The organism is Glaciihabitans sp. INWT7 (assembly GCF_014217685.1).
Lineage (GTDB): Bacteria > Actinomycetota > Actinomycetes > Actinomycetales > Microbacteriaceae > Lacisediminihabitans.
This window is the reverse complement of the sequence record NZ_CP043653.1, coordinates 2,522,182-2,546,355: the sequence shown is the minus strand read 5'-3', so window position 1 is coordinate 2,546,355 and position 24,174 is coordinate 2,522,182. Positions and strand designations below refer to the sequence as shown.

General features: G+C 67.0%; 27 protein-coding genes. 16 read left to right on the top strand and 11 right to left on the bottom strand.

Annotated elements, in window-relative coordinates:
- Window positions 1-23 precede the first annotated feature (23 nt).
- The 5 genes from F1C58_RS12295 to ilvA are packed head-to-tail and all read left to right on the top strand — an operon-like array spanning window position 24 to window position 5,250.
- Window positions 24-911 (top strand): ABC transporter permease subunit, encoded by an 888-nt coding sequence (locus F1C58_RS12295; RefSeq protein ID WP_255461093.1) that lies wholly within the window; start codon window positions 24-26, stop codon window positions 909-911.
- Window positions 899-1,729: an ABC transporter permease gene (locus tag F1C58_RS12290; RefSeq protein WP_255461092.1), complete on the top strand. Its 831-nt coding sequence runs from the start codon at window positions 899-901 to the stop codon at window positions 1,727-1,729. The genes F1C58_RS12295 and F1C58_RS12290 overlap by 13 nt, the downstream gene beginning before the upstream one ends.
- On the top strand, window positions 1,726-2,799 hold the full coding sequence (locus tag F1C58_RS12285) for an ABC transporter ATP-binding protein (protein WP_185201378.1): 1,074 nt from the start codon (window positions 1,726-1,728) through the stop codon (window positions 2,797-2,799). The genes F1C58_RS12290 and F1C58_RS12285 overlap by 4 nt, the downstream gene beginning before the upstream one ends.
- Before the next feature lie 44 nt (window positions 2,800-2,843).
- A complete protein-coding gene (locus tag F1C58_RS12280) occupies window positions 2,844-4,019 on the top strand; it encodes an AI-2E family transporter (protein WP_185201377.1) in 1,176 nt (391 codons plus the stop codon).
- Complete coding sequence (gene ilvA / locus F1C58_RS12275) at window positions 4,012-5,250, top strand: threonine ammonia-lyase (protein WP_185201376.1); 1,239 nt, start codon at window positions 4,012-4,014, stop codon at window positions 5,248-5,250. Before F1C58_RS12280 ends, ilvA begins: the two co-directional genes overlap by 8 nt.
- A 54-nt stretch (window positions 5,251-5,304) precedes the next feature.
- Here the strand turns inward: ilvA and greA are convergent, their stop codons facing one another.
- Together greA and F1C58_RS12265 are read right to left on the bottom strand one after the other, a co-directional pair.
- Window positions 5,305-5,796 carry a transcription elongation factor GreA gene (gene greA / locus F1C58_RS12270; protein ID WP_185201375.1) on the bottom strand — a complete coding sequence of 164 codons (492 nt, stop codon included), beginning with the start codon at window positions 5,794-5,796 and terminating at the stop codon, window positions 5,305-5,307.
- Window positions 5,797-5,863: 67 nt separating this feature from the next.
- Window positions 5,864-6,310 (bottom strand): DUF4307 domain-containing protein, encoded by a 447-nt coding sequence (locus tag F1C58_RS12265; protein WP_185201374.1) that lies wholly within the window; start codon window positions 6,308-6,310, stop codon window positions 5,864-5,866.
- Window positions 6,311-6,406: 96 nt separating this feature from the next.
- On the opposite strand from F1C58_RS12265, the gene mca reads away from it, so the two are divergent.
- Both mca and F1C58_RS12255 read left to right on the top strand, forming a co-directional pair.
- Window positions 6,407-7,282 carry a mycothiol conjugate amidase Mca gene (mca, locus tag F1C58_RS12260; protein WP_185201373.1) on the top strand — a complete coding sequence of 292 codons (876 nt, stop codon included), beginning with the start codon at window positions 6,407-6,409 and terminating at the stop codon, window positions 7,280-7,282.
- Window positions 7,279-7,530, top strand: a complete 252-nt coding sequence (locus F1C58_RS12255) for a hypothetical protein (protein ID WP_185201372.1) — start codon at window positions 7,279-7,281, stop codon at window positions 7,528-7,530. The genes mca and F1C58_RS12255 overlap by 4 nt, the downstream gene beginning before the upstream one ends.
- A 49-nt stretch (window positions 7,531-7,579) precedes the next feature.
- Here F1C58_RS12255 and F1C58_RS12250 read toward each other — a convergent pair whose 3' ends face one another.
- Window positions 7,580-8,338 carry a hemolysin III family protein gene (locus F1C58_RS12250; RefSeq protein ID WP_185201371.1) on the bottom strand — a complete coding sequence of 253 codons (759 nt, stop codon included), beginning with the start codon at window positions 8,336-8,338 and terminating at the stop codon, window positions 7,580-7,582.
- Window positions 8,339-8,411: 73 nt separating this feature from the next.
- Between F1C58_RS12250 and F1C58_RS12245 the strand changes: the two genes are divergently transcribed.
- From F1C58_RS12245 to F1C58_RS12230, 4 genes are all read left to right on the top strand, one after another.
- Window positions 8,412-9,197, top strand: coding sequence for an isoprenyl transferase (locus F1C58_RS12245; protein WP_185201370.1), 786 nt, complete (start codon window positions 8,412-8,414; stop codon window positions 9,195-9,197).
- A gap of 9 nt (window positions 9,198-9,206) precedes the next feature.
- Window positions 9,207-10,328 carry an aminotransferase class V-fold PLP-dependent enzyme gene (locus tag F1C58_RS12240; protein WP_185201369.1) on the top strand — a complete coding sequence of 374 codons (1,122 nt, stop codon included), beginning with the start codon at window positions 9,207-9,209 and terminating at the stop codon, window positions 10,326-10,328.
- A 208-nt stretch (window positions 10,329-10,536) separates the two neighbouring features.
- Entirely contained in the window at window positions 10,537-11,901 is a 1,365-nt protein-coding gene (locus F1C58_RS12235) for a PhoH family protein (RefSeq protein WP_185201368.1), read from the top strand.
- Between the two features lie 63 nt (window positions 11,902-11,964).
- Entirely contained in the window at window positions 11,965-12,741 is a 777-nt protein-coding gene (locus F1C58_RS12230) for a hypothetical protein (protein WP_185201367.1), read from the top strand.
- 29 nt (window positions 12,742-12,770) lie between these two features.
- On the opposite strand, the gene F1C58_RS12225 is transcribed toward F1C58_RS12230, so the two are convergent.
- From F1C58_RS12225 to xseA, 5 genes are all read right to left on the bottom strand, one after another.
- Complete coding sequence (locus tag F1C58_RS12225; RefSeq protein ID WP_370543715.1) at window positions 12,771-14,138, bottom strand: class II fumarate hydratase; 1,368 nt, start codon at window positions 14,136-14,138, stop codon at window positions 12,771-12,773.
- An 81-nt stretch (window positions 14,139-14,219) separates the two neighbouring features.
- Window positions 14,220-14,861 carry a carbonic anhydrase gene (locus F1C58_RS12220; protein WP_219731971.1) on the bottom strand — a complete coding sequence of 214 codons (642 nt, stop codon included), beginning with the start codon at window positions 14,859-14,861 and terminating at the stop codon, window positions 14,220-14,222.
- Entirely contained in the window at window positions 14,858-15,505 is a 648-nt protein-coding gene (locus F1C58_RS12215) for a DUF4245 domain-containing protein (protein ID WP_185201365.1), read from the bottom strand. Before F1C58_RS12215 ends, F1C58_RS12220 begins: the two co-directional genes overlap by 4 nt.
- Before the next feature lie 4 nt (window positions 15,506-15,509).
- Window positions 15,510-15,770, bottom strand: a complete 261-nt coding sequence (locus F1C58_RS12210; protein WP_185201364.1) for an exodeoxyribonuclease VII small subunit — start codon at window positions 15,768-15,770, stop codon at window positions 15,510-15,512.
- 9 nt (window positions 15,771-15,779) lie between these two features.
- Window positions 15,780-17,018 (bottom strand): exodeoxyribonuclease VII large subunit, encoded by a 1,239-nt coding sequence (xseA, locus tag F1C58_RS12205; RefSeq protein WP_185201363.1) that lies wholly within the window; start codon window positions 17,016-17,018, stop codon window positions 15,780-15,782.
- Window positions 17,019-17,107: 89 nt separating this feature from the next.
- Between xseA and F1C58_RS12200 the strand changes: the two genes are divergently transcribed.
- Together F1C58_RS12200 and F1C58_RS12195 are read left to right on the top strand one after the other, a co-directional pair.
- Complete coding sequence (locus tag F1C58_RS12200; RefSeq protein ID WP_185204134.1) at window positions 17,108-18,160, top strand: 4-hydroxy-3-methylbut-2-enyl diphosphate reductase; 1,053 nt, start codon at window positions 17,108-17,110, stop codon at window positions 18,158-18,160.
- The gene (locus F1C58_RS12195; protein ID WP_185201362.1) at window positions 18,157-18,759 is read left to right on the top strand and encodes a DUF6264 family protein; all 603 of its coding nucleotides are present in this window, start codon (window positions 18,157-18,159) and stop codon (window positions 18,757-18,759) included. The genes F1C58_RS12200 and F1C58_RS12195 overlap by 4 nt, the downstream gene beginning before the upstream one ends.
- Window positions 18,760-18,774: 15 nt before the next feature.
- Here F1C58_RS12195 and fbaA read toward each other — a convergent pair whose 3' ends face one another.
- On the bottom strand, window positions 18,775-19,800 hold the full coding sequence (gene fbaA, locus F1C58_RS12190) for a class II fructose-bisphosphate aldolase (RefSeq protein WP_185201361.1): 1,026 nt from the start codon (window positions 19,798-19,800) through the stop codon (window positions 18,775-18,777).
- 178 nt (window positions 19,801-19,978) lie between these two features.
- Between fbaA and glpX the strand changes: the two genes are divergently transcribed.
- Window positions 19,979-20,911: a class II fructose-bisphosphatase gene (glpX, locus tag F1C58_RS12185; RefSeq protein ID WP_185204133.1), complete on the top strand. Its 933-nt coding sequence runs from the start codon at window positions 19,979-19,981 to the stop codon at window positions 20,909-20,911.
- A 7-nt stretch (window positions 20,912-20,918) separates the two neighbouring features.
- Here glpX and F1C58_RS12180 read toward each other — a convergent pair whose 3' ends face one another.
- Both F1C58_RS12180 and F1C58_RS12175 read right to left on the bottom strand, forming a co-directional pair.
- On the bottom strand, window positions 20,919-22,250 hold the full coding sequence (locus tag F1C58_RS12180) for a DNA recombination protein RmuC (RefSeq protein ID WP_185201360.1): 1,332 nt from the start codon (window positions 22,248-22,250) through the stop codon (window positions 20,919-20,921).
- A 47-nt stretch (window positions 22,251-22,297) separates the two neighbouring features.
- Window positions 22,298-22,900 carry a 3'-5' exonuclease gene (locus F1C58_RS12175; protein ID WP_185201359.1) on the bottom strand — a complete coding sequence of 201 codons (603 nt, stop codon included), beginning with the start codon at window positions 22,898-22,900 and terminating at the stop codon, window positions 22,298-22,300.
- Between the two features lie 118 nt (window positions 22,901-23,018).
- Here F1C58_RS12175 and F1C58_RS12170 point away from each other — a divergent pair, with 118 nt between their 5' ends.
- Window positions 23,019-23,411, top strand: a complete 393-nt coding sequence (locus F1C58_RS12170) for an SseB family protein (protein ID WP_185201358.1) — start codon at window positions 23,019-23,021, stop codon at window positions 23,409-23,411.
- A gap of 9 nt (window positions 23,412-23,420) precedes the next feature.
- Window positions 23,421-24,161, top strand: coding sequence for a class I SAM-dependent methyltransferase (locus F1C58_RS12165; protein WP_185201357.1), 741 nt, complete (start codon window positions 23,421-23,423; stop codon window positions 24,159-24,161).
- Window positions 24,162-24,174 lie beyond the last annotated feature (13 nt).

The following is a 24,174-nucleotide window of genomic DNA, read 5'->3' as shown; positions in this document are numbered from 1 at the left end:
ACCTCGATGACCACCCCATCGCTGTGACCGTCGAGACGAGTCCGCCGCGCACCGCGCGGCGGCTCGTCTCCGTGTCGCCTTCCGTGCTCGGCCTCACGCCGTTCGCTCTGTATGTGTTGCTCTTCCTCGCGATCCCCACGGTGCTCGCCGTGCTCTCCGGGCTGTTCGACGCGCAGGGGCACTTCACCCTTGCCAACGTCGCCGCGCTGTTCGCCCCGGACATCCTCAAGACCTTCGCCAGTTCGTTCTGGGTCTCGGCCGTCACCGCGGTGGTCGGCGCTGTCGTGGGCGCACTCGTCTGCTACGCCCTGCTCGGCATGAATCCGCAGGGCGCGCTCCGGTCGATGGTCGACTCCGCCGCGAGTGTGCTCGCGCAATTCGGCGGGGTGATGCTTGCCTTCGCATTCATCGCGACCATCGGCATCCAGGGCTTCGTGACCGTGTTTCTACGCGGACTCGGGATCGACATCTTCTCGAACGGGGTCTGGCTGTACCAAGTGCCTGGACTGCTGCTGCCCTACATCTACTTTCAGGTGCCGCTCATGATCATCACCTTCATGCCGGCGCTCGAGGGGCTGAAGCCGCAGTGGGCCGAGGCGAACGCCACGCTCGGCGGAACTCGCCTCACCTATTGGGTGCGTATCGCCGGACCGGTGCTCGCACCGTCGTTCCTCGGCAGCCTTCTGCTTCTCTTCGCCAACGCGTTCTCGTCGTACGCCACGGCGGCGGCACTCATCAGCCAGGGGGCGCAGATCGTGCCGCTGCAGATCCGCGCGGCCCTCATCAGCGAGACCGTGCTCGGGCGAAGCAACATGGCCGGTGCGCTCGCACTCGGGATGATCGTGATCATGGTGGTGCTGATGTGGGGCTACTCCGCCCTGCAGTCGCGCACGACCCGGTGGCAGCAGTGAGCGGCGTGCGCCCCGTGGGGGCGGCGCCCGGGCGGGTCGCCCGCACCGTGATTCTCGGCGTTGTCGGCGTCGTGTTCGCTATCCCCATCATCGCGATGCTCGAATTCAGTTTTCGCAATCTTGCGGGCGGCTACACCCTCACCCACTGGGCCGGTGTCTTCTCCCCGACGGCGACGGTCACCTACGCCGCGATCTTCACCGGCCTCGGCAACTCGCTTCTGCTCGCGGTGGTGACCGTCGTGATCATCCTCGTGATCCTGCTGCCCACGATGATCCTGGTGCAGCTGCAGTTTCCGCGACTGCGGCGCGTGCTCGAGTTCGTGTGCATCATCCCGATCACGGTGCCCGCCATCGTGATGGTCGTGGGTCTCGCTCCCGTGTATTCGGTGGTGGCCCGACTGGCGGGTTCCTCGATCTGGACGCTGGCCTTCGCCTACGGCGTCACCGTGCTGCCCTACGCCTACCGGGCGATCCAGTCCAACCTGAGTGCCGTGGATGTCGTGACGCTGTCCGAGGCTGCGCGTTCGCTCGGTGCCGGCTGGGGGAGCGTGTTGTGGCGGGTCATCCTGCCCAACCTTCGCCGCGGCATCCTGGCGGCCTCGTTCATCACCGTGGCGGTGGTGCTCGGGGAGTTCACCATCGCCTCGCTGCTCAACCGTGTGAACCTGCAGACGGCTCTCGTGCAGGTCTCCAAGAGCGACCCCTTCGTCGCCGTGATCTTTTCATTGCTGGCGCTCGCGTTCGCATTCGTCCTGCTCCTGCTCATCGGCCGCCTCGCATCCGACCGCCGTACCCGTTCCGTGAAGAAGGCCTCATGACTTCCGCTTCCCCCTCAGCCTCGACCGGCGGCGCAACAGTCGAGCTCATCGACGTCGTCAAGGACTATGCCGGCCACCGCGCCCTCACCGGAGTGAACCTCTCGGTACGACCGGGCGAGTTCGTTGCCCTGCTCGGGCCTTCGGGGTGTGGCAAGACGACCGCGCTTCGCGCCCTCTCCGGCCTGGAGCAGGTGAACGGGGGCAGCATCCTCATCGACGGCGTCGATGTGGTGGATGTGCCGGTGAACAAGCGCGACATAGGGATGGTGTTCCAGTCCTACTCGCTCTTCCCTCACCTCACCGCCGTCGAGAACGTGGAGTTCGGGCTGCGCATGCGCAAGGTCGCGGCCGGCGACCGTCGCGCTCGTGCGGCCGAGAGCCTCGAGCTCGTCGGCCTCGGCCACCTCGCGGCCCGCTACGCTCACCAGCTCTCCGGCGGACAGCAGCAGCGCATCGCGCTGGCCCGAGCGCTGGTGACCCGGCCGCGCGTGCTTCTGCTCGACGAACCGCTCTCTGCCCTCGATGCCAAGGTGCGGGTGCAGTTGCGCGACGAGATCCGTCGCATCCAGACCGACCTGGGAATCACCACGCTGTTCGTGACGCACGACCAGGAAGAGGCCCTCGCGGTGGCCGACCGGGTCGCCGTGATGCGCGACGGCAACATCGAGCAGATCGGCACCCCTGAGGAGCTCTACACGACCCCGTCGACACCCTTCGTCGCGGCTTTCGTCGGCCTCAGCAACCGGATGCCCGCCACCCTGTCGAACGGACGGGTCAGCTTGTACGGCGAGACGCTCGACGTACTCGGGTCGCCCGCGCTGAGCGGGCCGGTGCTCGCCCTCGTGCGGCCTGAGGACCTGCTGCTCGTCGCTCCGACGACACCCGGCAGCTTCGCGGCGAGAGTCGTCGCATCGAGCTTCCTCGGCTCCCTCCGACGCACTCAGCTGAGCCTCTCCGACGGCACCCTGGTCTCGGTGCAACACGACGTGTCCGAGCATCCGCAGCCGGGAGAGAGCGTCGCAGTGCGGTTGCGCGGCAACGCCGTCTCGGTGAGCGGCACCGACGGCTGAAACGCATACTAATTTCCGCATGTACACCGGCATAGACTGACTCGATGACGTTCGGTCCCCGCAAACGCACCCCGACACTCATCGCGTCGGCAGAGGCGAACACGGCACGAGACCAGGCAGAGGCGACACTGCCGGCCGGCATCCGGATCGCCGGATCGTGGTCCTGGCGCCTGCTCGCGATCGCCGCCGTGATCGCCCTGTTCATCTACCTGGTGATCACGCTGCGCGAAATAGTCGTGCCCTTCATGATCGCGATCCTGCTCGCGGCACTTCTCGTGCCGCTCGTCAGCTTCCTGGTGCGGCATCGCTGGCCCAAGTGGCTGGCCGTCGCTCTCGCGGAAATCGGTCTGATCGCCGTGGTGGCCGGCCTCGTCGTGCTCGTCGTACTGCAGGTGCGCAGCGGATTCCCCGACCTGCAGAAGCAGAGCGTTCAGGCCTACGACGATTTCAAGCAGTATCTTCTGGCGTCGCCGTTGCATCTCACCAACTCCGATATCAACGGCTACCTCGGGCAGGCCTGGACCGCGATCCAGAAAGACAGCCAGGCGCTCGTCTCCGGTGCGGTCAGCTTCGGCACTACCGCGGGCCACGTCCTGGCGGGAATGCTCCTCACTCTCTTCGCGACACTCTTCATGTTGATCGACGGGAAGGGCATCTGGGCCTGGGTGGTGCGCCTGTTCCCGCGCAAGGCTCGTCCCGCCGTGGACGGTTCTGGCAAGGCCGGATGGGTCACCCTCACCAATTTCGTGCGCGTGCAGATCTTCGTCGCCTTCGTCGATGCCGTCGGTATCGGACTCGGAGCCTGGATCATCGGCCTCTTCTTCGGGGGTTTCCCCCTCGTGATCCCGATCACGATCGCGGTGTTCCTGGGATCCTTCATCCCGGTGATCGGTGCGCTGTTCTCCGGGGTGCTGGCCATCTTCATCGCGCTGGTCTACCTCAACCCCTTCGCGGCACTTCTCATGCTCGCTGTGGTGATCGCCGTGCAGCAGATCGAAGGCCACGTGCTGCAGCCATTCATCATGGGCACAGCGGTCAAGGTGCATCCCCTCGCCGTGGTGTTCGCCGTCGCGGCCGGGGGATTCCTCGCCGGCATCCCCGGCGCCCTGTTCGCCGTGCCGGTGATCGCGACCCTCAACGTGATGGTCAACTTCGTGGCGAGCGGGCAGTGGCGGACGACCCCGGATCCGACCCTCGGCCAGGCCGTGAAGAATGCCTGAGCTCACTCTCGCGGGACCGAATCTCGCGGACTTCGAATCGGCACGGACCGTCGTCTCCCGGGTGGCGGAGATCACCCCGATGGAGAGCTCACGCTTCCTCGGCGATCTGCTGGGATCTCCCGTGTACCTCAAGTGCGAGAATCTGCAGCGCACCGGTTCCTACAAGATCCGCGGCGCATACAACCGCATCTCTCGGCTCTCGGATGAGGAGAAGTCCCATGGGGTCGTCGCCGCCTCGGCGGGCAACCATGCCCAGGGCGTCGCCTTCGCCGCGCGGGAGCTCGGCATCTCCGCGACCATCTTCATGCCGGTCGGGGTGGCGCTCCCGAAGCTCCAGGCCACCCGCAACTACGGTGCCGAGGTCGTGCTCCGCGGCCACGCCGTAGACGAGGCTCTGCGCACGGCGGCGGAATTCGCGGCGAACACCGGAGCCGTTTTTATCCCGCCGTTCGACCACCCGGATGTCGTGGCGGGCCAGGGCACGCTCGGTCTCGAGATGCTCGACCAGGTTCCCGACCTCCAGACGGTGATCGTGCCCATCGGCGGAGGCGGGCTCATCTCGGGGGTCGCCAGCGCCCTCAAGCAGAAGTTCGCGCTCCAGGGTCGCACCGTGCGCATCATCGGCGTGCAGGCCGAGAACGCCGCGCCCTACCCGCTGTCGATCCTCAACGGCGTCTCCACGGCCATCAAGATCCTGCCGACCATCGCGGACGGCATCGCGGTGAACAAGCCGGGCATCCTCAACTTCGAGATCATCAAGGATGCCGTCGACGAGATCGTCACCGTGTCGGACGACGACATCGCGCGCGCCATGCTCGTGCTCCTCGAACGGGCGAAACTCGTGGTCGAGCCCGCCGGCGCGGTCGCCGTGGCCGCGATCATGACCGGCCAGGTGAAGGATGCCGGGGTCACCGTCGCGATCCTCAGCGGCGGCAACATCGACCCGCTCGTGATGGAGCGGGTGATCTCCCGCGGGCTCGCGGCATCCGACCGGTATCTCAAGCTGCGACTGATGCTGCCCGACCGGCCGGGCCAACTCGCCCGGATCGCCGAACTGATCTCGGAGGCGAATGCCAACGTCGTGGAGGTGCTTCACACCCGGCACGGGCGTAACGCACTCATCAGCGACGTGGAGATCGAGCTGAGCATAGAGACCCGGGGGCCGGAGCACGTGCAACGGGTGCTCGGTCATCTCATCGAGGCCGGCTACGAGCCTCGCGTCGACTTCTGAGGCCTCGGCCCGCGACGTCCGCGGGTATCGAGACCCGGCGGCGCGTATCGAGACCTAGGGCTGGTAGGTCTCGACCTTGTCGATCTGCACGGTGATCTCCTTGCCATTCGGCGCCGTGTACGACACGGTCTCACCGACCGAATGGCCGAGGATCGCGGCGCCGAGCGGGCTTCCCTCGCTGTAGACGTCGAGGTCGCTGTCTTCGCCGACGATCTCGCGACTGCCGAGGAGGAAGGTGCTCTCGTCGCCGAGGATTCGCGCGCTCACTACCGTGCCGGACTGCACGATCCCGTTGCTCGTCGGGGCCGCGCCGACCTTGGCGTGGCGGATCAGTTCGGTGAGGACGCGGATGCGGGCTTCCATCTTGCCCTGCTCTTCTTTGGCGGCGTGATATCCGCCGTTCTCTTTGAGGTCGCCCTCTTCTCGCGCGGCCTCGATCTTCTTGGCGATATCGATGCGACCGGTCGTCGACAGCTGTTCCAGTTCGGCGCTGCGGCGGTCGAATGCTTCCTGGGTCAGCCAGGTCTCAGTGGTCTCGGTAGACACGATGTGCTCCCTAAAAAACGCAAATGAGACCGGCCGTGGGGCCGGTCTCTGGTCAGTAACGCTCAGTTTAGGTCAGCCAGCACCGGTAGATCAAGCCGGTGACGCCCTGCTCTGAACTCAAAACGGTGTCGGTATAGGAGGTGGTGTACCGCGTGGATGCCGGAACCTTCACGATGCGCCAGCCGACGATCCCGTGGGCTTCGTTCTGCACCTGGAGGGCGCAACTCGCGGTCTGACCGACCGGCATCGAGACCTGGTAGCTGATGCTCACGGTGCGGTCGTTGACGATGGTCGAACCCTTGTCCTCCGCGTCGAGGGTGCTGCCGGCCTGGTCGAGTCCCGCCCAGACGACCCACGCGATCACGACGATCGCCGCCAGGGCACCGGCGACCAGATAGATGAGGCGCTCCCGGCGCTTCTTCGCTGGCGTGCGCCCGTAGCGAGCGGCAAGGCCGGCGGATTCGGGCAGCGCAGACGGGCGTACCTCGAGCGCGTCCTCGTCTATCGCAGTCATGTCACATCCCCGCACGCCTATTCTTGTAGTCCAAGGGTATCCGCCCATCCCTGCGTATTCCCTACCCGCGCCTTCCCCCAAAAAACAAGGAGTTCGGTGACTCAGCGCCTGCTTGCCGTTCACGCCCACCCCGACGACGAGTCGAGCAAGGGCGCCGCGACCTATGCCCACTACCGCAGCATCGGCACTGAGGTGCTCGTGGTCAGCTGCACCGGCGGCGAGCGCGGCGACATCCAGAACGAAGCCCTCGAGTCCACGGCGATGGCGAACCGCGACATGGCCGGCCTGCGTCGTATCGAGATGGCCAACGCCCAGGCAGCGATCGGCTTCGAACACCGCTGGCTGGGCTACCAGGACTCCGGGCTGCCCGAGAACGACGAGCCGGTTCCCGCAAACTCCTTCGCGCTCATCCCGCTCGAGATCTCTGCCGAGCCTCTCGTGAAGATCATCCGCGAGTTCCGGCCGCAGGTGCTCGTGACCTACGACGAGACGGGCGGCTACCCTCACCCCGACCACATCCGCACGCACGACATCTCGCTGTATGCCTACGAGGCCGCGGCGGATGCGTCGCGGTACCCGGATGCCGGCGAACCGTGGCAGATCTCCAAGGTCTACTTCGACCGTATCTTCAACGCGCCGCGCATCGAGGCGATGTACCAGTTCCTGCTCGTGAATGCCCCGGAGACGCCGCAGCTCGCCCAGATGCAGGAGTTTCGGGAGCGGATGAAGGATCGCCCCGTCCTCACGACCACCCAGGTGCCCGTCGGCGACTTCTTCGACGCACGGGACACGGCGTTGCGTGCCCACGCCAGCCAGGTCGCCCCCGACAGCGCGTTCTTCTTCTGGCCCAACGACCTGCAGCGGCAGGCGTGGCCGTTCGAAGACTTCCAGCTCGCTCTGTCGCTCGTGGAATCCCCGCTGCCCGAGACCGACCTGTTCGCCGGGATCCCCGCCGAGGAGGCCGGCGCATGAACGGCGTGTACACCGCGATCGTGATGCTCGCATCGACACCGACTCCACAGCCGAACTTCGACGAGAATTCGGTCACCCCGACCTGGGTCGGCTTCGCCGCGACGTTTCTCGTCGCCGCCGCAGTGGTGGCCCTCTGCATCGACATGGTGCGCCGCGTGCGCCGGGTGCGCTACCGCGGCGAGATCCGCGAGCAGCTCGAGGCCGAGCGGGATGCCGCCGCGTCGGAGCAGCCTCCCACCAGCTCCTGAAGATCGCCAGCTTCTTCAGGGGCCGGCATCTGGACCCAGCCCAACCGCTCTAGAAGACCGGCGGGTTCGTGGCCACCAGGAAGATGGCGGTCCAGTGGCAGAGGTACGCGAGCAGTGTGAGCGCGTGGAAGATCTCATGGAATCCGAAGACTCCGGGCACGGGGTTCGGACGCTTGAAGCCGTAGATCACCGCGCCGATCGTGTAGAAGACACCGCCGAGCAGGATGAGGGTCATCATCACGGCGTTGGCCTGGAAGAAGTCGACGATGAAGGCGAGCGCGGCGTAGCCGAGCAACAGATAGAGCGGCACGTAGAGCCAGCGCGGTGCGCCGATCCAGAAGATGCGGAATCCGATTCCGAGGCCGGCACCGATCCAGACCAGCCAGAGCAAGAGCACCGACTTGTCGTGGGGGAGGGCCAGCACGGTGATCGGGGTATACGACCCGGCGATCAGCAGGAAGATGTTGGCGTGGTCCATGCGCTTGAGCAGCCGTTTCTTGCGGTCACTCCAATTGATGCGGTGATAGAGCGCGGAGACCCCGAACAGCAGCAGCGACGACAGCACGAAGACGGAGCTCGACACCTTGGCCGGCACGCCGTCGGCCCGCACGATCAGCACCACACCGAGCACGATCGCGACCGGGAAAGTGGCCGTGTGGATCCACCCCCGCCAGGTGGGCTTGCGCTCGAGCAGCGCCGCGCGATTTGTGAGCGCATCGTCCAAGAGAGGGATGTTGGGAAGGTCGGGCCCGTCGTCTTCGGCATCCACCGCAGAGTCGAAAGGTCCCTGATCCGATTCCGTTGCCATGAGGCCACAGTTTAGTGACGCCCGATGCCCGCGAGATGGGAGGAGTCGCATGCTCGTGCACTAGCGTATTGGTGTGGCACAGCGGGAAGTTCCCCTCGGACGAGGCATCCTCTACGGCCTTTACCAGAACCGGATCCGACGCTTCCTCGCCACCCAGGAACGGCCGAAGCACATCGCGATGATCCTCGACGGCAACCGGCGGTGGGCGCGCCAACGGTTGCTCGAGACCGCGGCCCACGGGCACCGTGCCGGAGCCGCGAAGTTCCGTGAGTTCCTGGTGTGGTGTGATGACCTCGGAATCGCCACGGCGACCCTCTACCTGCTGTCCACCGACAATCTCACCGGCCGGACTACCGCCGAACTGGATGAGCTGCTGCAGATCATCGCGGACCTGGCAGAAGACCTCTCGCACTTCCGTGACTGGAGGGTGCAGCACGTGGGGTCCGCCGACGGCCTTCCGCAGCACCTCATCGAGGCACTGAAGAATGCCGAGGCCCGCACCGCATCGAACACCGGCATGCACATCAACCTCGCGGTCGGCTACGGCGGTCGCCGGGAGATCGCGGATGCGATGCGCAGCATCGTGACCAAGCATGAGGAAGACGGCGGCACCCTCGATGCCCTCGCGGAGATCCTCACTCCGGAGCTCATCGGCGACCACCTGTACACCGGCGGCCAGCCCGATCCGGACCTCGTCATCCGCACCTCGGGGGAACAGCGTCTCAGCGACTTCATGCTCTGGCAGAGCGCCCACAGCGAGTTCTATTTCGTGGAGGCGCTCGGGCCCGACCTGCGCGAGGTCGACTTCTTGCGGGCCCTCCGCGACTACGCCCGACGCCAGCGCCGCTTCGGCAGTTAGTGATCCCCGATGACCATCGATGACTTCGTCTCCGGTTTCACCGAAGAGCCCGGCTACTTCAATTTCGCCTCGGTCGGGCCCCTCGGCCGTGCAGCGATCGAAGAAGAGCAGGCCCAGGTCGAGCTGCTGCGCCGGTCGCGCTTCGGCAGCCTGGCGAGCCTCGAGGACCAGGACCGGCGCGTGCGCGAGGCGGTCGGACAGCTGATCGGTTTCTCCTCCGACCAGGTCGTCTTCCAACCCAATACCAGCTCGGGTCTGATGCACGCGATGTTCGGGATCACCGGGGGAGTGTTGCTCTCGCCGGCGGAATTCCCGTCCCTCCCGTTCGCTGCGGTGCGCGCGGCCGACTCGCTCTCGGTGCTCGCGCCGCACTGGCTCGATACCGCCGGCGGTCCGGTGACCCCGGGCGTGATCCGGGACAGGCTCACCCCGGGCATCGTCGCGGTCGCGGTGAGCCTGGTCGACTTCCGCACCGGCTATCTCGCGGACATCGAGGGCATTCGACAGGTGATCGGCGATCGCCTGCTCATCGTGGACGCGATGCAGGGATTCAGCGTGGTCGACGCGCCCTACGAGGTGGCGGATGTGATCGCCAGCGGCGGTCAGAAATGGGCGCGGGCAGGGTGGGGCACCGGCTTCCTCGCGCTGAGCGAGCGTGCCCTCGACAGGCTGACGCCCGTCTTCAGCGGCTTCAGCGCCACGGATTCGCCGGATCTCCCGCTCGACGGCGTCCTTCCGCCCGCAGGGGGAGCGGGTGCCTACAGTGTCAGCAACCCGAGCCCGATCGACCAGGCCCGTTTCGCCGCGGCGCTGGAGGAGATCGGGGCGGTGGGAGTGCCGGCGATCAGGGCGCGCCTGGCAGAGAAGGTCTCCCGCGTCATCGACCTCGCCGACGAGTACGCGGTGCCGGTGGCATCCTCCCGCGCCGAGAACGAGCGGGCGGGGATCGTCGTTCTCGAACCGGCAGCAGACCAGCTCACCATGCTCACGGCATCCCTGTTCAACCACGGGATCTCGGTGACCGTGCGGGGCGGCACGGTGCGCCTCAGCCCACACGTATCGACCGACGAAGACAGTTTCGACGCGCTTCGCGGGGCCTTCACCAGCTATGCCTCGGCCATCACCGTCTGACGGCTTTCGGCGGTTCGGCAAACGTTAATCTTCGCGTAACACGTCGCCGGGCGTGTCGCTCGGCTCAGCCGCAGGCGGCGCCCGTAGCGTACGAGCTATCAGGTATGGCGCCTGATCGAGACGGCCACGCAAGTTCGTCTCGAAACGTGTAGTGGCCGTCACGAGGACTAGTTCCGGGTGCTGATGAGCATCCGGGGATGGAGCTCACGTGGCCGCTTTCGACAAGACCAGCCCCGCACGCCGTTCTCAGAGTGACGGAGCGACAGGCACCAGCGCCAAGCAGGCCGAGCGCACCTATGTGCTCGACACTTCGGTGTTGCTTTCTGATCCGAAGGCCATCTTCCGCTTCTCAGAACACGCGGTGGTGCTTCCGGTCGTCGTGATCTCCGAGCTCGAAGGAAAGCGCAACGACCCGGAGATCGGGTACTTCGCACGCCAGGCCCTGCGCAATCTCGACGAGCTTCGCGTGCAGCACGAACGCCTCGACTTTCCCATCGCCGTCGGTGACGGGGGATCGCTTCGCGTCGAGCTCAATCACTCGAACATGTCGGTGCTCCCGTCCGGCCTGCAGCTCAACGACAACGACTCGCGCATCCTCGCTGTCGCTCTCAACCTCTCCAACGACGGACTGGATGTCACGGTCGTCTCGAAGGACCTGCCGCTGCGCGTGAAGGCAGCGTCGATCGGGCTTGCCGCGGAGGAGTACCGCGCGGAACTTGCCGTCGACTCCGGCTGGACCGGCATGGAAGACGTCACCCTGGGGTCCGACCAGATGGCGAAGCTCTACGACACGGAGAAACTCACCACCCGGCAGATCGGTGACACGCCGATCAACACGGGCCTCGTGATCCACTCCGATCGAGGATCGGCGCTCGGTCGCGTCACCGCGCGAGGGGAGATGCGTCTCGTGAGAGGCGATCGCGACATCTTCGGTCTTCACGGACGGTCCGCCGAACAGCGGCTGGCCATCGACATGCTCCTCGACCCGGAGATCGGGATCGTCTCTCTCGGGGGTCGGGCCGGCACCGGCAAATCCGCCCTCGCGCTCTGCGCCGGTCTCGAGGCCGTGCTCGAGAAGCAGCAGCACAAGAAGATCATGGTATTCCGGCCGCTGTATGCGGTCGGCGGCCAGGAGTTGGGCTTCCTCCCCGGGGATGCCTCGGAGAAGATGAACCCGTGGGCCCAGGCGGTCTTCGACACGCTCGGTTCGGTCGTCTCCCAGAATGTTCTCGACGAGGTCGTGGAGCGCGGCATGCTCGAGGTGCTGCCGCTCACCCACATCCGCGGCCGCTCACTGCATGATGCCTTCGTGATCGTGGACGAGGCGCAGTCCCTCGAGCGCAACGTGCTCCTCACCGTCCTCAGTCGCATCGGCCAGAACTCGCGTGTCGTTCTCACCCACGATGTCGCCCAGCGCGACAACCTCCGGGTCGGCCGGCACGACGGTGTCGCCTCGGTGATCGAGACGCTCAAGGGACACTCCCTGTTCGGGCACATCACCCTGACGAGGTCGGAGCGATCCGCGATCGCAGCCCTCGTCACCGAGATGCTCGAATCGAACGAATTGGCCTGAACGGAGGGCGCGATTCACAGCGGCCGGCACGACGACGCGGGGTAGACAGCTTAGGCTCTAAGGGTGAACCTGCCTCTCGTCGTCGTGCTCGGCGGGCTCACGATTCTCACGCTCTGGGGATTCGTGGCCCCGCGCTCGCAATGGCGCGCCCTCACCGGCTGGAGTCACCGTGAACTGACCGGTGGCGAGCCCGGGCCGGTGATCATCGGCATCCATCGTCTCGCTGCGGGAGCCGCTCTCGCGGCCCTCGCCATCGGCGGAGCATCACTGGCGGCCGGGCTCTTCGATCCGAGCAGGCAAGTGAGTGTGCGCACCATCACGGACCCCGTTCGTGTGCTCTGGGGCACCCCGGATCCGACCGTGGTGAACCGGGTGTTCGTGCCGGTGAACACGCCTCCCGCCGGGCTCACCCGGGTTCCCGCGCTGCGCTACCAGGCCGTGAACGGCAAGAACCGCAGCCCTTCCTCCCTCTTCGGCCTCGACACCTACGCGCGGCCGCACGCGAGTGACTCCGACGGATACATCGGTGCCTACCCTGCCGTCGGGCTCACCGCCCTCGACTCGGCGGACATCGTGGTGCAGGTGCGCGCGGACAGCCGCTGCACTCCGCAGCAGGTGCTCGTCGTCGAATCGAGCACGTCGGTCGCGCTTGCGGTGTATTACGGCCGCCCGGTGGGCGAGTCACTCGACGCCACGGCGCTCGCCACGCCCTGCGACCTGAAAGCGACGGGAGACAAGTCCTCCTCGGTGCTCATCCCGATCGATCTCGGGGGCCCCGTCGGAAAGCGCGCGGTGCTGAACCTCGAGGGCACGTCGATCTCGAAGGCCGACACCCCGTAGCTCCCTCGGGGCCGCCAGACCCAGGTCTCTCAGGACCGCGCGGGCGGGCGGGTCATCGAGAGCACGTCGAGGGCGCTGTCGAGAAGTTCCAACGAGACCTCACCACGTTCGACGAAGCCGAGGTCGATCACCGACTCACGCACCGTGATCGATTTTGCGACCGCATTCTTCGCGACCTTCGCCGCGGCCTCGTAGCCGATCACCCGGTTGAGCGGGGTGACGATCGATGGAGAGGACTCCGCGAGGGCCCTGGCGTGTTCCACGTTGGCGACGAGGCCGGCGACGGTCTTGTCGGCGAGGGCGACGCTGGAGTTGGCGAGCAGACGGATCGACTCGAGCAGCGCAGTACCCATCACCGGGATGGCGACATTCAGCTCGAAGGATCCCGATGCCCCTGCCCAGGCGATCGTCGCATCGTTGCCGATGACCCGGGCGGCCACCATCAGCACGGCCTCCGGAATCACCGGGTTCACCTTGCCCGGCATGATCGACGAACCGGGCTGGAGGTCGGGGATGTTGAGCTCGCCGAGTCCGGTGTTCGGGCCTGAGCCCATCCAGCGCAGGTCGTTGCAGATCTTGGTGAGGCTCACGGCGATCACCCGGAGTGCCCCGGACGCCTCGACCAGACCATCCCGGGCGCCCTGCGCCTCGAAGTGGTCGCGCGCTTCGGTGAGCGGAAGACCGGAGTCGGTCGCCAGCAGCGCGATGACCTTCTGCGAAAAGCCCGCCGGGGTGTTGATGCCCGTGCCGACGGCGGTGCCGCCGAGGGGCACCTCCGCCACGCGCACGATCGTCGATTGCACCCGCTCGATTCCGTAGCGCACCTGCGCCGCGTAGCCGGCGAACTCCTGGCCCAGCGTCACCGGGGTGGCATCCATCAGGTGGGTACGACCGGACTTGACCACGGTCTTCCACAGTTGCGCCTTCGCCTCTAACGCCGTGGCGAGGTGGTCGAGGGCGGGCACGAGGTCGCCGAGGAGAGCGCCAGTCACGGCGACGTGCACGGAGGTGGGGAAGACGTCGTTGGAGGACTGCGAAGCGTTCACATGGTCGTTGGGGTGTACCGGAGCTCCCGCGAACTTCGTGGCGAGGGTGGCCAGCACCTCGTTGATGTTCATGTTCGACGAGGTGCCGCTGCCGGTCTGGTACGTGTCGACCGGAAATTGGTCGTGGTGACGGCCGGCGATCAGTTCGTCGGCGGCGAGCACCACGGCCTGGGAGACCGGCGCCTCGAGGATGCCGAGCTCGAGGTTCACGATCGCGGCGGCGCGTTTGATCCGTGCGAGTGCCACGATCTGTGCCGGCTCCAGTCCGCTCCCAGAGATGGGGAAGTTCTCGACGGCGCGCTGGGTCTGGGCTCCGTAGAGGGCAGCCACCGGAACGCGGACTTCGCCCATCGTGTCGTGCTCGATGCGGTACTCGGATTCAGTCACGGCGTTGTGCGTCCCTTGCTTCGGTGTGCGGTGGTCGGTCGGGCCCTAGACGGCGCCGACGATGACGTCGGGTACGGCCATGCCCTGGAGCAGTCGGTAGTTGGCACCGACGATAGCCAGCGTACCGGCGGCGATCGCGTCGCTGATCAACTCGGAGGTCTGCAGGAGCTCGGCGACGGTGTCGCGCAGGTGCTCTCGCCCCACCTCGGTCGAATCGGGGGTCGCGGAAGGATCGTCGCTGGCGGCGGCCACCCGCTTGACGGCGGGAACGATCTTCTCGACCAGCTGGTGGATGTGCGGAGGCAGGGCCGCGGCATCCGGCGCCTGGGAGTCGATGGCGGCCCGCACTGCGCCGCATTCGTCGTGCCCGAGCACCACGATCAGAGGCACATGGAGCACGGCCACAGCGTATTCGAGCGAGCCCACCACGGAATCGGAGATGATCTGGCCGGCGTTTCGCACCACGAACAGGTCGCCGAGGCCCTTGTCGAAGATGATCTCGGCGGCGAGCCGGGAGTCACTGCAGCCGAAGAGAGCGGCGTGCGGGGTCTGGGCGCCCAGCAGTTGCTCGCGACGCTCCACATCCTGACGCGGATGACTCGGCTCGCCTTCGACGAAACGTTTGTTGCCGCGCGTCATCTCGGCCCAGGCCTGGGTGGGGGTGCGGGGCTGATCGGCGCTGTTCATCGGGTTCCTTCGTCGAGTTGGGCGGCGACCGCCGTGGCGAGGGTGGTGAATTCCGTGGTGGGCGCGGTGCCGTGCAGCACGACGCTGCTCGACCCGATCACCGTGCTGAGCGAATAGGCGTAGTTTCCCGGATCCTGGTCGGTGCGGCGGTCGTACACTGTCCAGTCGTGACCTCCGAGGGAGGTGGACCCCGTGGAACGGACGTTGGCGAGTTCGTTCGCCACCCAGGTGGGGTTGGCGTCGATGCCCTGCACGAGGCCGATGTACTGGTCGGACGGCGTGATGAACCCGACCTTCCAGGCGAGGACCGAATCGGAGCCGGTCGTGAGCCCGTCGTCGTTCGCGCTCCACCGGGCGGGTAGCACCGGCGCGGCGAGCACCTGCCCGGCCTGGGGCTCGGATGCCGCGGCGTCGGCCCGGTAGTCGACCGCCGCGCGCGGTGCGCCATCGGGACGCACGACGACGAGCACGAGCACGAACACGACCGCAAGGGAGGCCAGAAGGGCGAGAACCAGGTTGCGCAGGGTCTGGTTAGCGCGGTGTTTGCGCGAATTCTCCGCCTTGCGGGCGGCGGTCTCTTCCGGGGTCTCCGGTCGACCGAGTTCCGCCACGATGCGGGGAGGACGATTCAGTTCTGCGGCCATCGGGTCAGCCCTTGGTGGCGTCAGGCAGCTGTGCGGAGCGGGCGGCATCCAGTCGCGCCTTCGCGCCGATGAGCCACTCTTCGCAACGGCGGGCGAGCGCCTCGCCGCGCTCCCACAGGGCCAGCGACTGCTCGAGGGTGGATGAACCCTGTTCGAGTTCGTTCACCACCCGGATCAGCTCATCGCGCGCCTGCTCGTAAGATAGCTCGGCCACCCCGTCGGAAGCGGGTGAAGGGGAAGCGGGGGTGGAGGGGGTGGATGCCACGGGTCGATTCTAACCGGCCTCGCCGGGAGCGTCCGGTGGGGGAGTGACGGTCGCGGAAGCCGAGCCGTCGGCGAGGGTGAGAAGGAGGGGAGTGCCGGGAGCGGCATCCGCAGAACTCCTCAGTACCGCGCCTCCGGGGAGCTGGGCGATGGCATATCCCCGGTCGAGGGTGCGCTGGGGGGAGAGCGCCCGCAGCTGGGAGCGCAGATCGAGCACGGTGCTGTGCGAGCGCTCAAGCTGTCGTTCGATGAGTTCGGCGCTTCGCCCGATGTAGCGACCGAGTTCTTCGGCGCGGGAGTCGACGATCCAGGAGGATGCGGCGAGCGCCGGTCGTGACCTCAGCTGTTCGAGACGGTCGATCTCCGTGCGCACCTGCGAGGTCATGCGGTTGCCGATGCGGGCGCGGGCCTGCTGCACGCGAGCCAGTTCGTCAGCGACATCCGGCACTACTCGCTTTGCCGCGTCCGTGGGGGTGGATGCCCGCAGGTCGGCGATGTCGTCGAGCAGGGGGCGGTCGGCCTCATGTCCGATCGCGCTGACGATCGGCGTGACACAGGCCGCGGCGGTGCGCACGAGGGTCTCGTCGCTGAAGACGAGGAGGTTCTGGAAGTCGCCTCCCCCGCGCGCCACGATGATCACGTCGACATCGGGATCCGCATCCAGCGTGCGCAGCGCCGCCGTGACTTCGGCGGGGGCACGGTCTCCCTGCACCGCCGTGTGCACCACGCGGAACTCGACGGCCGGCCAGCGCAACTGCGCGTTACGCAAGACATCCTTCTCGGCATCCGAGTCCTTGCCGGTGATGAGCCCGACGCAGCCGGGGAGGAAGGGAAGCGGTTTCTTGCGATCGAGGTCGAAGAGCCCCTCGGCATGCAGCGCTTGGCGGAGCCGTTCGAGGCGCTCGAGCAGGTCGCCGAGGCCGACATGGCGCATCTCGATCACCTGCATGGTGAGCGAGCCGCCCTTGACCCAGTAGTTCGGCTTGACCAGGGTCACCACCCGGTCGCCCTGCTTCAGGTCGGTCGGCAGCTTTGCCTTCACCGACGACCAGACGGTGAACCCGACGGTCGCGTCGGCATCGAGGTCTTTGAGTTTGCCGTAGACGTTGCCTCCTGAAAGGCCCCACTGGGTGATCTCGCCCTCGACCCAGACGGCCCCGAGTCGATCTATCCAGCCCTTGATCTTCGCGGAGAGCAGGGCGACCGGCCACGGGGTGTCGACGGTGGATGGCCCCGGATCGATAGTCACGAGCAGCCCTCCCAGTGCCTCGCCAGCGCACCCCACGTAGAATCTGAAGGGTGAGCACCATTACCAACGGCGAGGCCGTCAGCCTGAATATGCCGCGCGTTCCCGCGGTACGCAACAGGCTACGGGACATCCCTGTCACGGGAGAGAAGCGGGTGCTGCTCGCGGCACCGCGCGGCTACTGTGCAGGAGTGGACAGGGCGGTCATCGCCGTGGAGAAAGCACTCGAACATTACGGGTCACCGGTCTACGTGCGCAAACAGATCGTGCACAACATCCACGTGGTCTCCACCCTCGAGAAGCAGGGCGCGATCTTCGTCGACGAGGTCGATGAGGTGCCGGAGGGTGCACACATCGTCTTCTCCGCGCACGGTGTTTCACCGGCTGTCGTCGCGGCCGCGGCGGAGCGCAATCTCGAGGCGATCGACGCCACCTGCCCCCTGGTGACCAAGGTGCATCGCGAGGCCGTGCGTTTCGCCCGCGACGACTTCCACATCCTGCTGATCGGTCATGCCGGGCACGAAGAGGTCGAGGGCACCATGGGGCATGCCCCGGAGCGCACCACACTGGTCAACAGCCCCGCGGATGTCGCGACCCTCGAGGTCGCCGACCCCGACAACCTCGTCTGGCTCAGCCAGACCACCCTGAGCGTCGACGAGACGATGGAGACCGTCCGCCTGTTGCGAGAGCGCTTCCCCCGGCTGCACAATCCACCGAGCGATGACATCTGCTACGCCACCCAGAACCGCCAGGTCGCGATCAAGAAGGTCGCCGAATCGGCCGAACTCGTGATCGTGGTCGGCTCTGCCAACAGCTCCAACACCGTGAGACTGGTGGACGTCGCGCTGGAGAACGGCGCGAAGGCCGCCTACCGCGTGGACTACGCGAGCGAGATCCAGCAGGAGTGGCTCGACGGTATCGCGACCGTCGGCGTGACGTCCGGGGCATCCGTTCCGGAAGTTCTCGTGCAGGAAGTGCTCGACGATCTCGCCGATGCGGGCTACGGATCGGTGAGCCAGGTCGTCACCGCGGAGGAGGACCTCATGTTCTCGCTGCCCAAGGAGTTGCGCAAAGACGCGAACGGCCAGGATGACGCGCGGGGGCTCGGAGGCCGCATCCGCCAGCTCGATTGGCAACAGAAATGACCGAGCAGCCCGGAGCAGAGCCGCCGAAATACGGCGAGCGTCGTCCGCGGCCGCAATACGGCGAATACGCCACCCCCCAGGAGCAGGCGAAGATCATCGCCCAATCTCTGCCCGCGGTGTCTCCACTCCTCGTTCCCCCGGTAGACGGTCGGCCCTCCGCCGCCGGTGCGCCGCAGCCGCCGGATGCGACGACTCGCGTCATCGGCCCTGTGCCCGCCGCGGGCCGACGCCCGCGCCGCTGGGACATCGTCCTCACCGCCGTGCTGCTCGGCTACGCCACCATCAACGTGATCGCGCAGCTGCTCACCAAAGACACCCTCGCGACGATCGTCACCCAGTTCTTCATCTCCCAGAACATCGGCCAGTACGTGCCGACCGCGCTCACCGCGAGTCTGGGGGAGACCCTCAACGTCATCACGCTCGGGCTGTTCGTGCTCACCGTGCTCGTGACCACCTGGATGCTGCGTCGTAGACGCGTCGCGTTCTGGGTGCCGATCGCCGGAGGGGTCACCGCGACAGTCGTTGCGCTCGTGTTCGTCGTGATCCTGCTGCAGTCCGACCCGGCATTCATCGCTTACATGGATCGCTCGGGAAAGTAACCTGAACCGGCGCGACTAGCCCTTGGTGTGGCCGGCCGACCCCAGCTGCTTCGTCGCTTCGACCACCCGGGCGGCGAGGGCGGACTCCGCGAGCTTTCCCCAGGAGCGCGGGTCGTAGACCTTCTTGTTGCCGACCTCGCCGTCGACCTTGAGGAATCCGTCGTAGTTCTTCAGCACGGTGTCGGCGACCGAGCGGCTGTAGGCGTACTGGGTGTCGGTGTCGATGTTCATCTTGATGACGCCGTTCGCCACGGCGAGGGCGATCTCGTCGTCGGTCGAGCCGGATCCGCCGTGGAAGACGAGGTCGAGGGGCTTGGCTCCCGTGCCGTACTTCGACTGGATGCCGGCCTGGATCTCGCCGAGCAGCTCCGGGCGCAGCTTCACGTTGCCGGGCTTGTAGACGCCATGCACGTTGCCGAAGGTGAGGGCGGCGATGTAGCGGCCCTGCTCGCCGAGGCCGAGTGCCTCGACCGTCGCGATGGCGTCATCCAGCGTCGTGTAGAGGTGCTCGTTGATGTCGTGGCTGACGCCGTCTTCCTCGCCGCCGACGACTCCGATCTCCACCTCGAGGATCGAGTTGATCGCCTTCATGCGCGGCAGGATCTGCTGAGCGACCCGCAGGTTCTCGTCGAGCGGCACGGCCGATCCGTCCCACATGTGGGACTGGAAGATCGGACCGCGACCGGCGGCGACCTCGGCCTCGGAGGCGGCGATCAGCGGCAGCAGGAAGTCGTCGAGCGCGTTAGTGGGGCAGTGATCGGTGTGCAGCGCGACCGTGATCGGGTAGTTCTTCGCCACCTCGGTGACGAACGCGGCGAAGGCGAGGGCTCCGGATGCGCGGGCCTTCACGCTCTGGCCGGCGAAGAAGTCCGCGCCGCCGGTGGTGACCTGGATGATGCCGTCGGAGCCGGCCTCGGTGAGTCCCTGGAGGATGCCGTTGATGGTCGACGACGACGAGGCATTGATCGCCGGGTAGGCGAAGCCGCCGGCCTTCGCCCGGTCGAGCATGTCGGCGTACTGTTCGGGGGTCGCGATGGGCATGGAGATCTCCTTCGTGCGCGCGGTGCGTGTGGGTCTGGTGTGACCCTGAGTCTATTGAACTAAAGAACCCGCGTTCTTTCGACGACTCCGCCCGACGACGGCCAGCGCCGCTCGATAGCCTTGACGGGTGAACACTGACACCGGATCGATCTTCCTGCACCCCGACCGCAACCTGGGAATGGAGCTGGTGAGAGCGACGGAAGCAGCCGCGATCCGGGCCGTGCCGTTCATCGGGCGAGGCGACAAGAATGCCGCCGACGGCGCCGCGGTCGATGCCATGCGCAAATTCCTCGGCACCGTCGACTTCGACGGGCTCGTGGTGATCGGCGAGGGCGAGAAGGATGACGCCCCGATGCTCTACAACGGCGAGCACGTCGGCACCGGCCAGGGCCAGGCCTGCGACATCGCGGTGGACCCCATCGATGGCACCTCCCTCACGGCCGCCGGCCGGCAGAATGCGCTGTCGATGATCGCGGTGGCCGATCGCGGCAGCATGTACGACCCCTCCGCCGTCTTCTACATGGACAAGATCGTCACCGGCCATGAGGGGCACGGGGTCGTCGACCTCCGCAAACCGATCGGGGAGAACATCCGCGCCCTCGCGAAGGCGATGAACAAGGACGTCGCGGATCTCGTGGTCGCGGTGCTCGACCGCCCGCGTCACGCGCAGCTCATCGAGGACATCCGCGAGGCCGGCGCCGGCACGCGACTGCTGCTCGACGGGGATGTCGCCGGTGGCATCAACGCCGCACGCTACGACGCCCGCATCGACATGTGCGTCGGCCGCGGCGGCACCCCGGAGGGGATCATCACCGCCTGTGCGTTGAAGGGACTCGGCGGGTTCATCCAGGCAAGGCTCGCCCCGCAGAACGACGATGAGCGCCAGAGGGCGATCGACGCCGGGCATGACTTGGAGCGCATCCTCGAGATCGATGATCTCGTCACCAGCGACAACACCTACTTCGTGGCGACCGGCGTCACCGACGGCCAGCTCGTCGGCGGCGTGCGGAAGAAGGGTCCGATCATCCGCACCGAGAGCATCGTGCTGCGCGGCCGCTCGGGCACGATCCGTCGAGTCGTCGCCGACCACCTCGCGGAGAAGTGGTTGTAACGCCGCTTCAGTCAGAGCTCGGGCGCGCCTCCAGAGCACTCACGATCTCGAGCTCTGTGACGAGCTCGAACGCGGTCAGGTCGCGGGGCAGTTCCTCGATCTCGGCGTGGGTGCCCAACACCTTCGACTCGTCGAGGACATTGAGTTTTCGGGCGGACGGCAGCACCTGGCGTTCGAGCGAACCGACGAAACCGTTGTAGTTCTTCACGGTGCTCTCGATCGAGCGCCCGAGTTTCTCGATGTGGCCGGCGAGGGTCGCGAGGCGCCCATAGAGCTCGCGGCTGGTCTCGAAGAGCATCTTCGCCTCCTGCGTCACGACATCCTGCTGCCAGCTGAAGGCCACGGTCTTGAGCACAGACCAGAGGGTGACGGGGGAGGAGAGCGCGACGCGCTTCGAGAACGCGTAGTCCATGATCCCGGGGTCGGCCTCCATGGCGGAGGCGACGAGGGATTCGCTCGGGATGAAGGCGATCACGAGCTCGGGAGAGGCGTCTAGCCCGGCCCAGTAGGCCTTACTGCCCAGGGTGTCGATGTGGGCCCGCACCGCTCGGACATGTTGCTTGATGAAGGCTTCGCGTCGCGCTCCATCCTCGCCCGTGGCGGTGACGGCGATCTGGCTCGCCTCGAGGTACGCGGTGAAGGGTACCTTCGCATCCACGGCGATGTTCTTGCCCCCGGGCAGGTGGATGACCATGTCCGGTCGGCCGGATCCGGCATCCGACGAGATGCTCGACTGCACATCGAAGTCGACGCGCTCGATGAGGCCGGCCGCCTGCACCACGTTGCGTAACTGGGTCTCCCCCCACACCCCGCGGGTGGCGTTGTTGCGCAGCGCGGAGGCGAGAGACTCCGCGGTACTGCGCAAGCGCTCCTCCGATTCGGTGGCGTTGCGGAGCTGCTGCGTCAGCTGGCCGTGCTGGAGACTGCGCTGGGTCTCGAGCTCTGTCACCTTCAGCTGCATGCTGCGCAGGGACTCCTGCACCGGGGTCAGGGCCTGGAGCACCGCGCTCTCCCGCTTCTGCCGGTCTGCTTCCGCGGACTGCTCTCTCCGCTGGCGGTCCACCAGTTCGCGATACTGCTCCTGCTGGGCGGCGACCTGCTCCTTCAGCGCGATCGCCGTGGCTTGGATCGCGGCGAGCTCCGAGCCGAGCTGGGACCTCGCGGTCGCCTCCTCCGCCCGCACGGCTCCGAGGGCGAGTTCGTGCTGGGAGGCGAGGAGTGCGGGATCGACGCCGACCGGAACATCCGCGGTGCGGGTGCGCGCGAACAGCAGCCCGATGACCGCGCCGAGCACGACTCCGACGATCAGGCCGATGATGAGGGCTGCGATGGGATCCATGCGGCAAGTCTGTCAGCCGGCCCCGACAATGGCGGGGTGCCGCGGTGTCAGGCCCGGAACATGGGGGTCGAATCCTCCGCGAGCGCCCCGATCGCACCGATGCGGCACCCGGTGATCCGGGCGAGCTCCTCTATCGATGACGCGTCATGCCGATTCGCGGCGTGCACGATGATCGCGGCGCAGGCCTCGGAGTCGGCGAGGGCGTCGTGGTGGGCGAAGTCCTCGAAGCCGGCGGCCATGGCGGCCATCGGCAGGCGGTAGGAGTCGAGGGTGTAGGTCTTTCGCGCGACCTGGAGGCTGCAGAGGTAGCGGAAGTCGGGGATGTCGACGAAGCTCGCCCGGCACGCTCCGGAGATGACTCCCATGTCGAAGCCGGCGTTGTGGGCGACGAGGAAGTCGCCGTCGGCGAAGGCCACGAGGTCGGCCAACTGCTCGCTCCAGAGCTTGGCGTCCGCGACATCCGGAGCCATGATGCCGTGGATGCGGGTGTTCCACTCGTTGAAGTGGTCGAACCCGGCCGGGGGGCGGATGAACCAGGCCACCCTGTCGACGACCATGCCGTCGCGCACCTTGACCAGTCCCACCGAGCAGGCCGAGGCGTTCGAGGAATTGGCGGTCTCGAAGTCGATCGCGGTGAAGTCAAGTGGCATGGTCGCATCGTCTCACGCTCCTCCGACCCCGCCCCGGGAGCGACGGCGGCGATCCGCGCGACTGGGGGTCGGCGTCGCTGCGCTGCCGGGGGCGAACCGCGCTGCCTAGGATGAACGGATGTCCGATGTGCGCGACCCCACCGAGCTCGAGCGCACCATCGTGCTCGCCCAATCCGGTCGCGCGACCACTGCCGAGGTGCTGGAGTCGCTCGCGGTGAGCCCGGTGATCGTGCCGAGCGCGACCGAGATCGTCGACAACCTCGACCAGTTGCAGCCGGTGCTGTTCGACATCGGCGGAGTCTCGATGCTCGCCGTGTTCACGCACGACGACCAGATCGCCGAATTCGGGCGACTTGCCGCGTTCGGGGTCTCGATCGTCGGCCGCTCGCTGCTCGCATCCATCCCGCCCGGCGCGGGCATCGTCGTCAATCCGAGCCGTTCGATCGGCTTCGAGCTGCTGCCGGAGGGGATCGGCCTGTTCCTGGCTGAACTCCGCAGCCGTCGCGACTAGCCTCGACCGATGGACGAGAACCGCACCCCGGAGCAGGCCAACTCCTTCGGCCGGGCGGCCGGGTCGTACGACAGTGCCCGCCCCGGCTATCCGGACGCCGCGGTCGACTGGCTCGTGCCGGCGCACGCCCGGACCGTGCTCGACGTCGGGGCGGGAACGGGCAAGTTCACCCGCTCTCTCGTGCTGCGCGGATTCGCCACGATCGCCGTCGAACCCGATCCGCTGATGCGGCAGAAGCTCGTCGAATCGCTCCCGACGGTGCAGGCGCTCGGCGGCACGGCCGAGGCGATCCCGCTCCCGGACGACTGCGTGGATGCCGTGACGGTCGCGCAGGCCTGGCATTGGGTGGATGTCCCGGCGGCGACCGCGGAGATCGCGCGCGTGCTGCGACCGGGCGGCACGCTGGGTCTCGTGTGGAACATCCGGGATGAGTCGGTGCCCTGGGTGAAGCGTCTCGGCGACATCATGGGATCGAGCGATGCGGAACGGTTCATCGCGGGAGCCATCTCGGTCGGGGAGCCCTTCGGCGCCCTGGAGGAGGCACAGTTCGAGTGGGCGAACAGCATCGGGGTCGACTCGCTCGTGAACCTGGTCGCCTCCCGCAGCTACATCATCACGGCTACGGACGAGGCGCGCGCAGAGGTACTCTCCGCGGTGCGCGGCCTCGCGACATCCGATCCCGCCCTCGCGGGCAGGGAGAGCTTCGAGCTGCCGTACCGCACGCACTGCTTCCGCGCGGTGCTGGGATGACGCACCGGTACCA

Bases quoted from the DNA above. Each gene is read 5' to 3' on its own strand.
- F1C58_RS12215 (WP_185201365.1), bottom strand. From the start codon at position 15,505: ATGGCCGCAGAACTGAATCGTCCTCCCCGCATCGTGGCGGAACTCGGT.
- F1C58_RS12195 (WP_185201362.1), top strand. From the start codon at position 18,157: ATGACCGAGCAGCCCGGAGCAGAGCCGCCGAAATACGGCGAGCGTCGT.
- F1C58_RS12255 (WP_185201372.1), top strand. From the start codon at position 7,279: ATGAACGGCGTGTACACCGCGATCGTGATGCTCGCATCGACACCGACT.
- F1C58_RS12200 (WP_185204134.1), top strand. From the start codon at position 17,108: ATGCCGCGCGTTCCCGCGGTACGCAACAGGCTACGGGACATCCCTGTC.
- glpX (WP_185204133.1), top strand. From the start codon at position 19,979: ATGGAGCTGGTGAGAGCGACGGAAGCAGCCGCGATCCGGGCCGTGCCG.
- F1C58_RS12285 (WP_185201378.1), top strand. From the start codon at position 1,726: ATGACTTCCGCTTCCCCCTCAGCCTCGACCGGCGGCGCAACAGTCGAG.
- F1C58_RS12240 (WP_185201369.1), top strand. From the start codon at position 9,207: ATGACCATCGATGACTTCGTCTCCGGTTTCACCGAAGAGCCCGGCTAC.
- F1C58_RS12165 (WP_185201357.1), top strand. From the start codon at position 23,421: ATGGACGAGAACCGCACCCCGGAGCAGGCCAACTCCTTCGGCCGGGCG.
- F1C58_RS12225 (WP_370543715.1), bottom strand. From the start codon at position 14,138: ATGGGCGAAGTCCGCGTTCCGGTGGCTGCCCTCTACGGAGCCCAGACC.
- fbaA (WP_185201361.1), bottom strand. From the start codon at position 19,800: ATGCCCATCGCGACCCCCGAACAGTACGCCGACATGCTCGACCGGGCG.
- F1C58_RS12180 (WP_185201360.1), bottom strand. From the start codon at position 22,250: ATGGATCCCATCGCAGCCCTCATCATCGGCCTGATCGTCGGAGTCGTG.
- F1C58_RS12175 (WP_185201359.1), bottom strand. From the start codon at position 22,900: ATGCCACTTGACTTCACCGCGATCGACTTCGAGACCGCCAATTCCTCG.
- F1C58_RS12280 (WP_185201377.1), top strand. From the start codon at position 2,844: ATGACGTTCGGTCCCCGCAAACGCACCCCGACACTCATCGCGTCGGCA.
- F1C58_RS12220 (WP_219731971.1), bottom strand. From the start codon at position 14,861: ATGAACAGCGCCGATCAGCCCCGCACCCCCACCCAGGCCTGGGCCGAG.
- F1C58_RS12250 (WP_185201371.1), bottom strand. From the start codon at position 8,338: ATGGCAACGGAATCGGATCAGGGACCTTTCGACTCTGCGGTGGATGCC.
- F1C58_RS12265 (WP_185201374.1), bottom strand. From the start codon at position 6,310: ATGACTGCGATAGACGAGGACGCGCTCGAGGTACGCCCGTCTGCGCTG.
- ilvA (WP_185201376.1), top strand. From the start codon at position 4,012: ATGCCTGAGCTCACTCTCGCGGGACCGAATCTCGCGGACTTCGAATCG.
- F1C58_RS12170 (WP_185201358.1), top strand. From the start codon at position 23,019: ATGTCCGATGTGCGCGACCCCACCGAGCTCGAGCGCACCATCGTGCTC.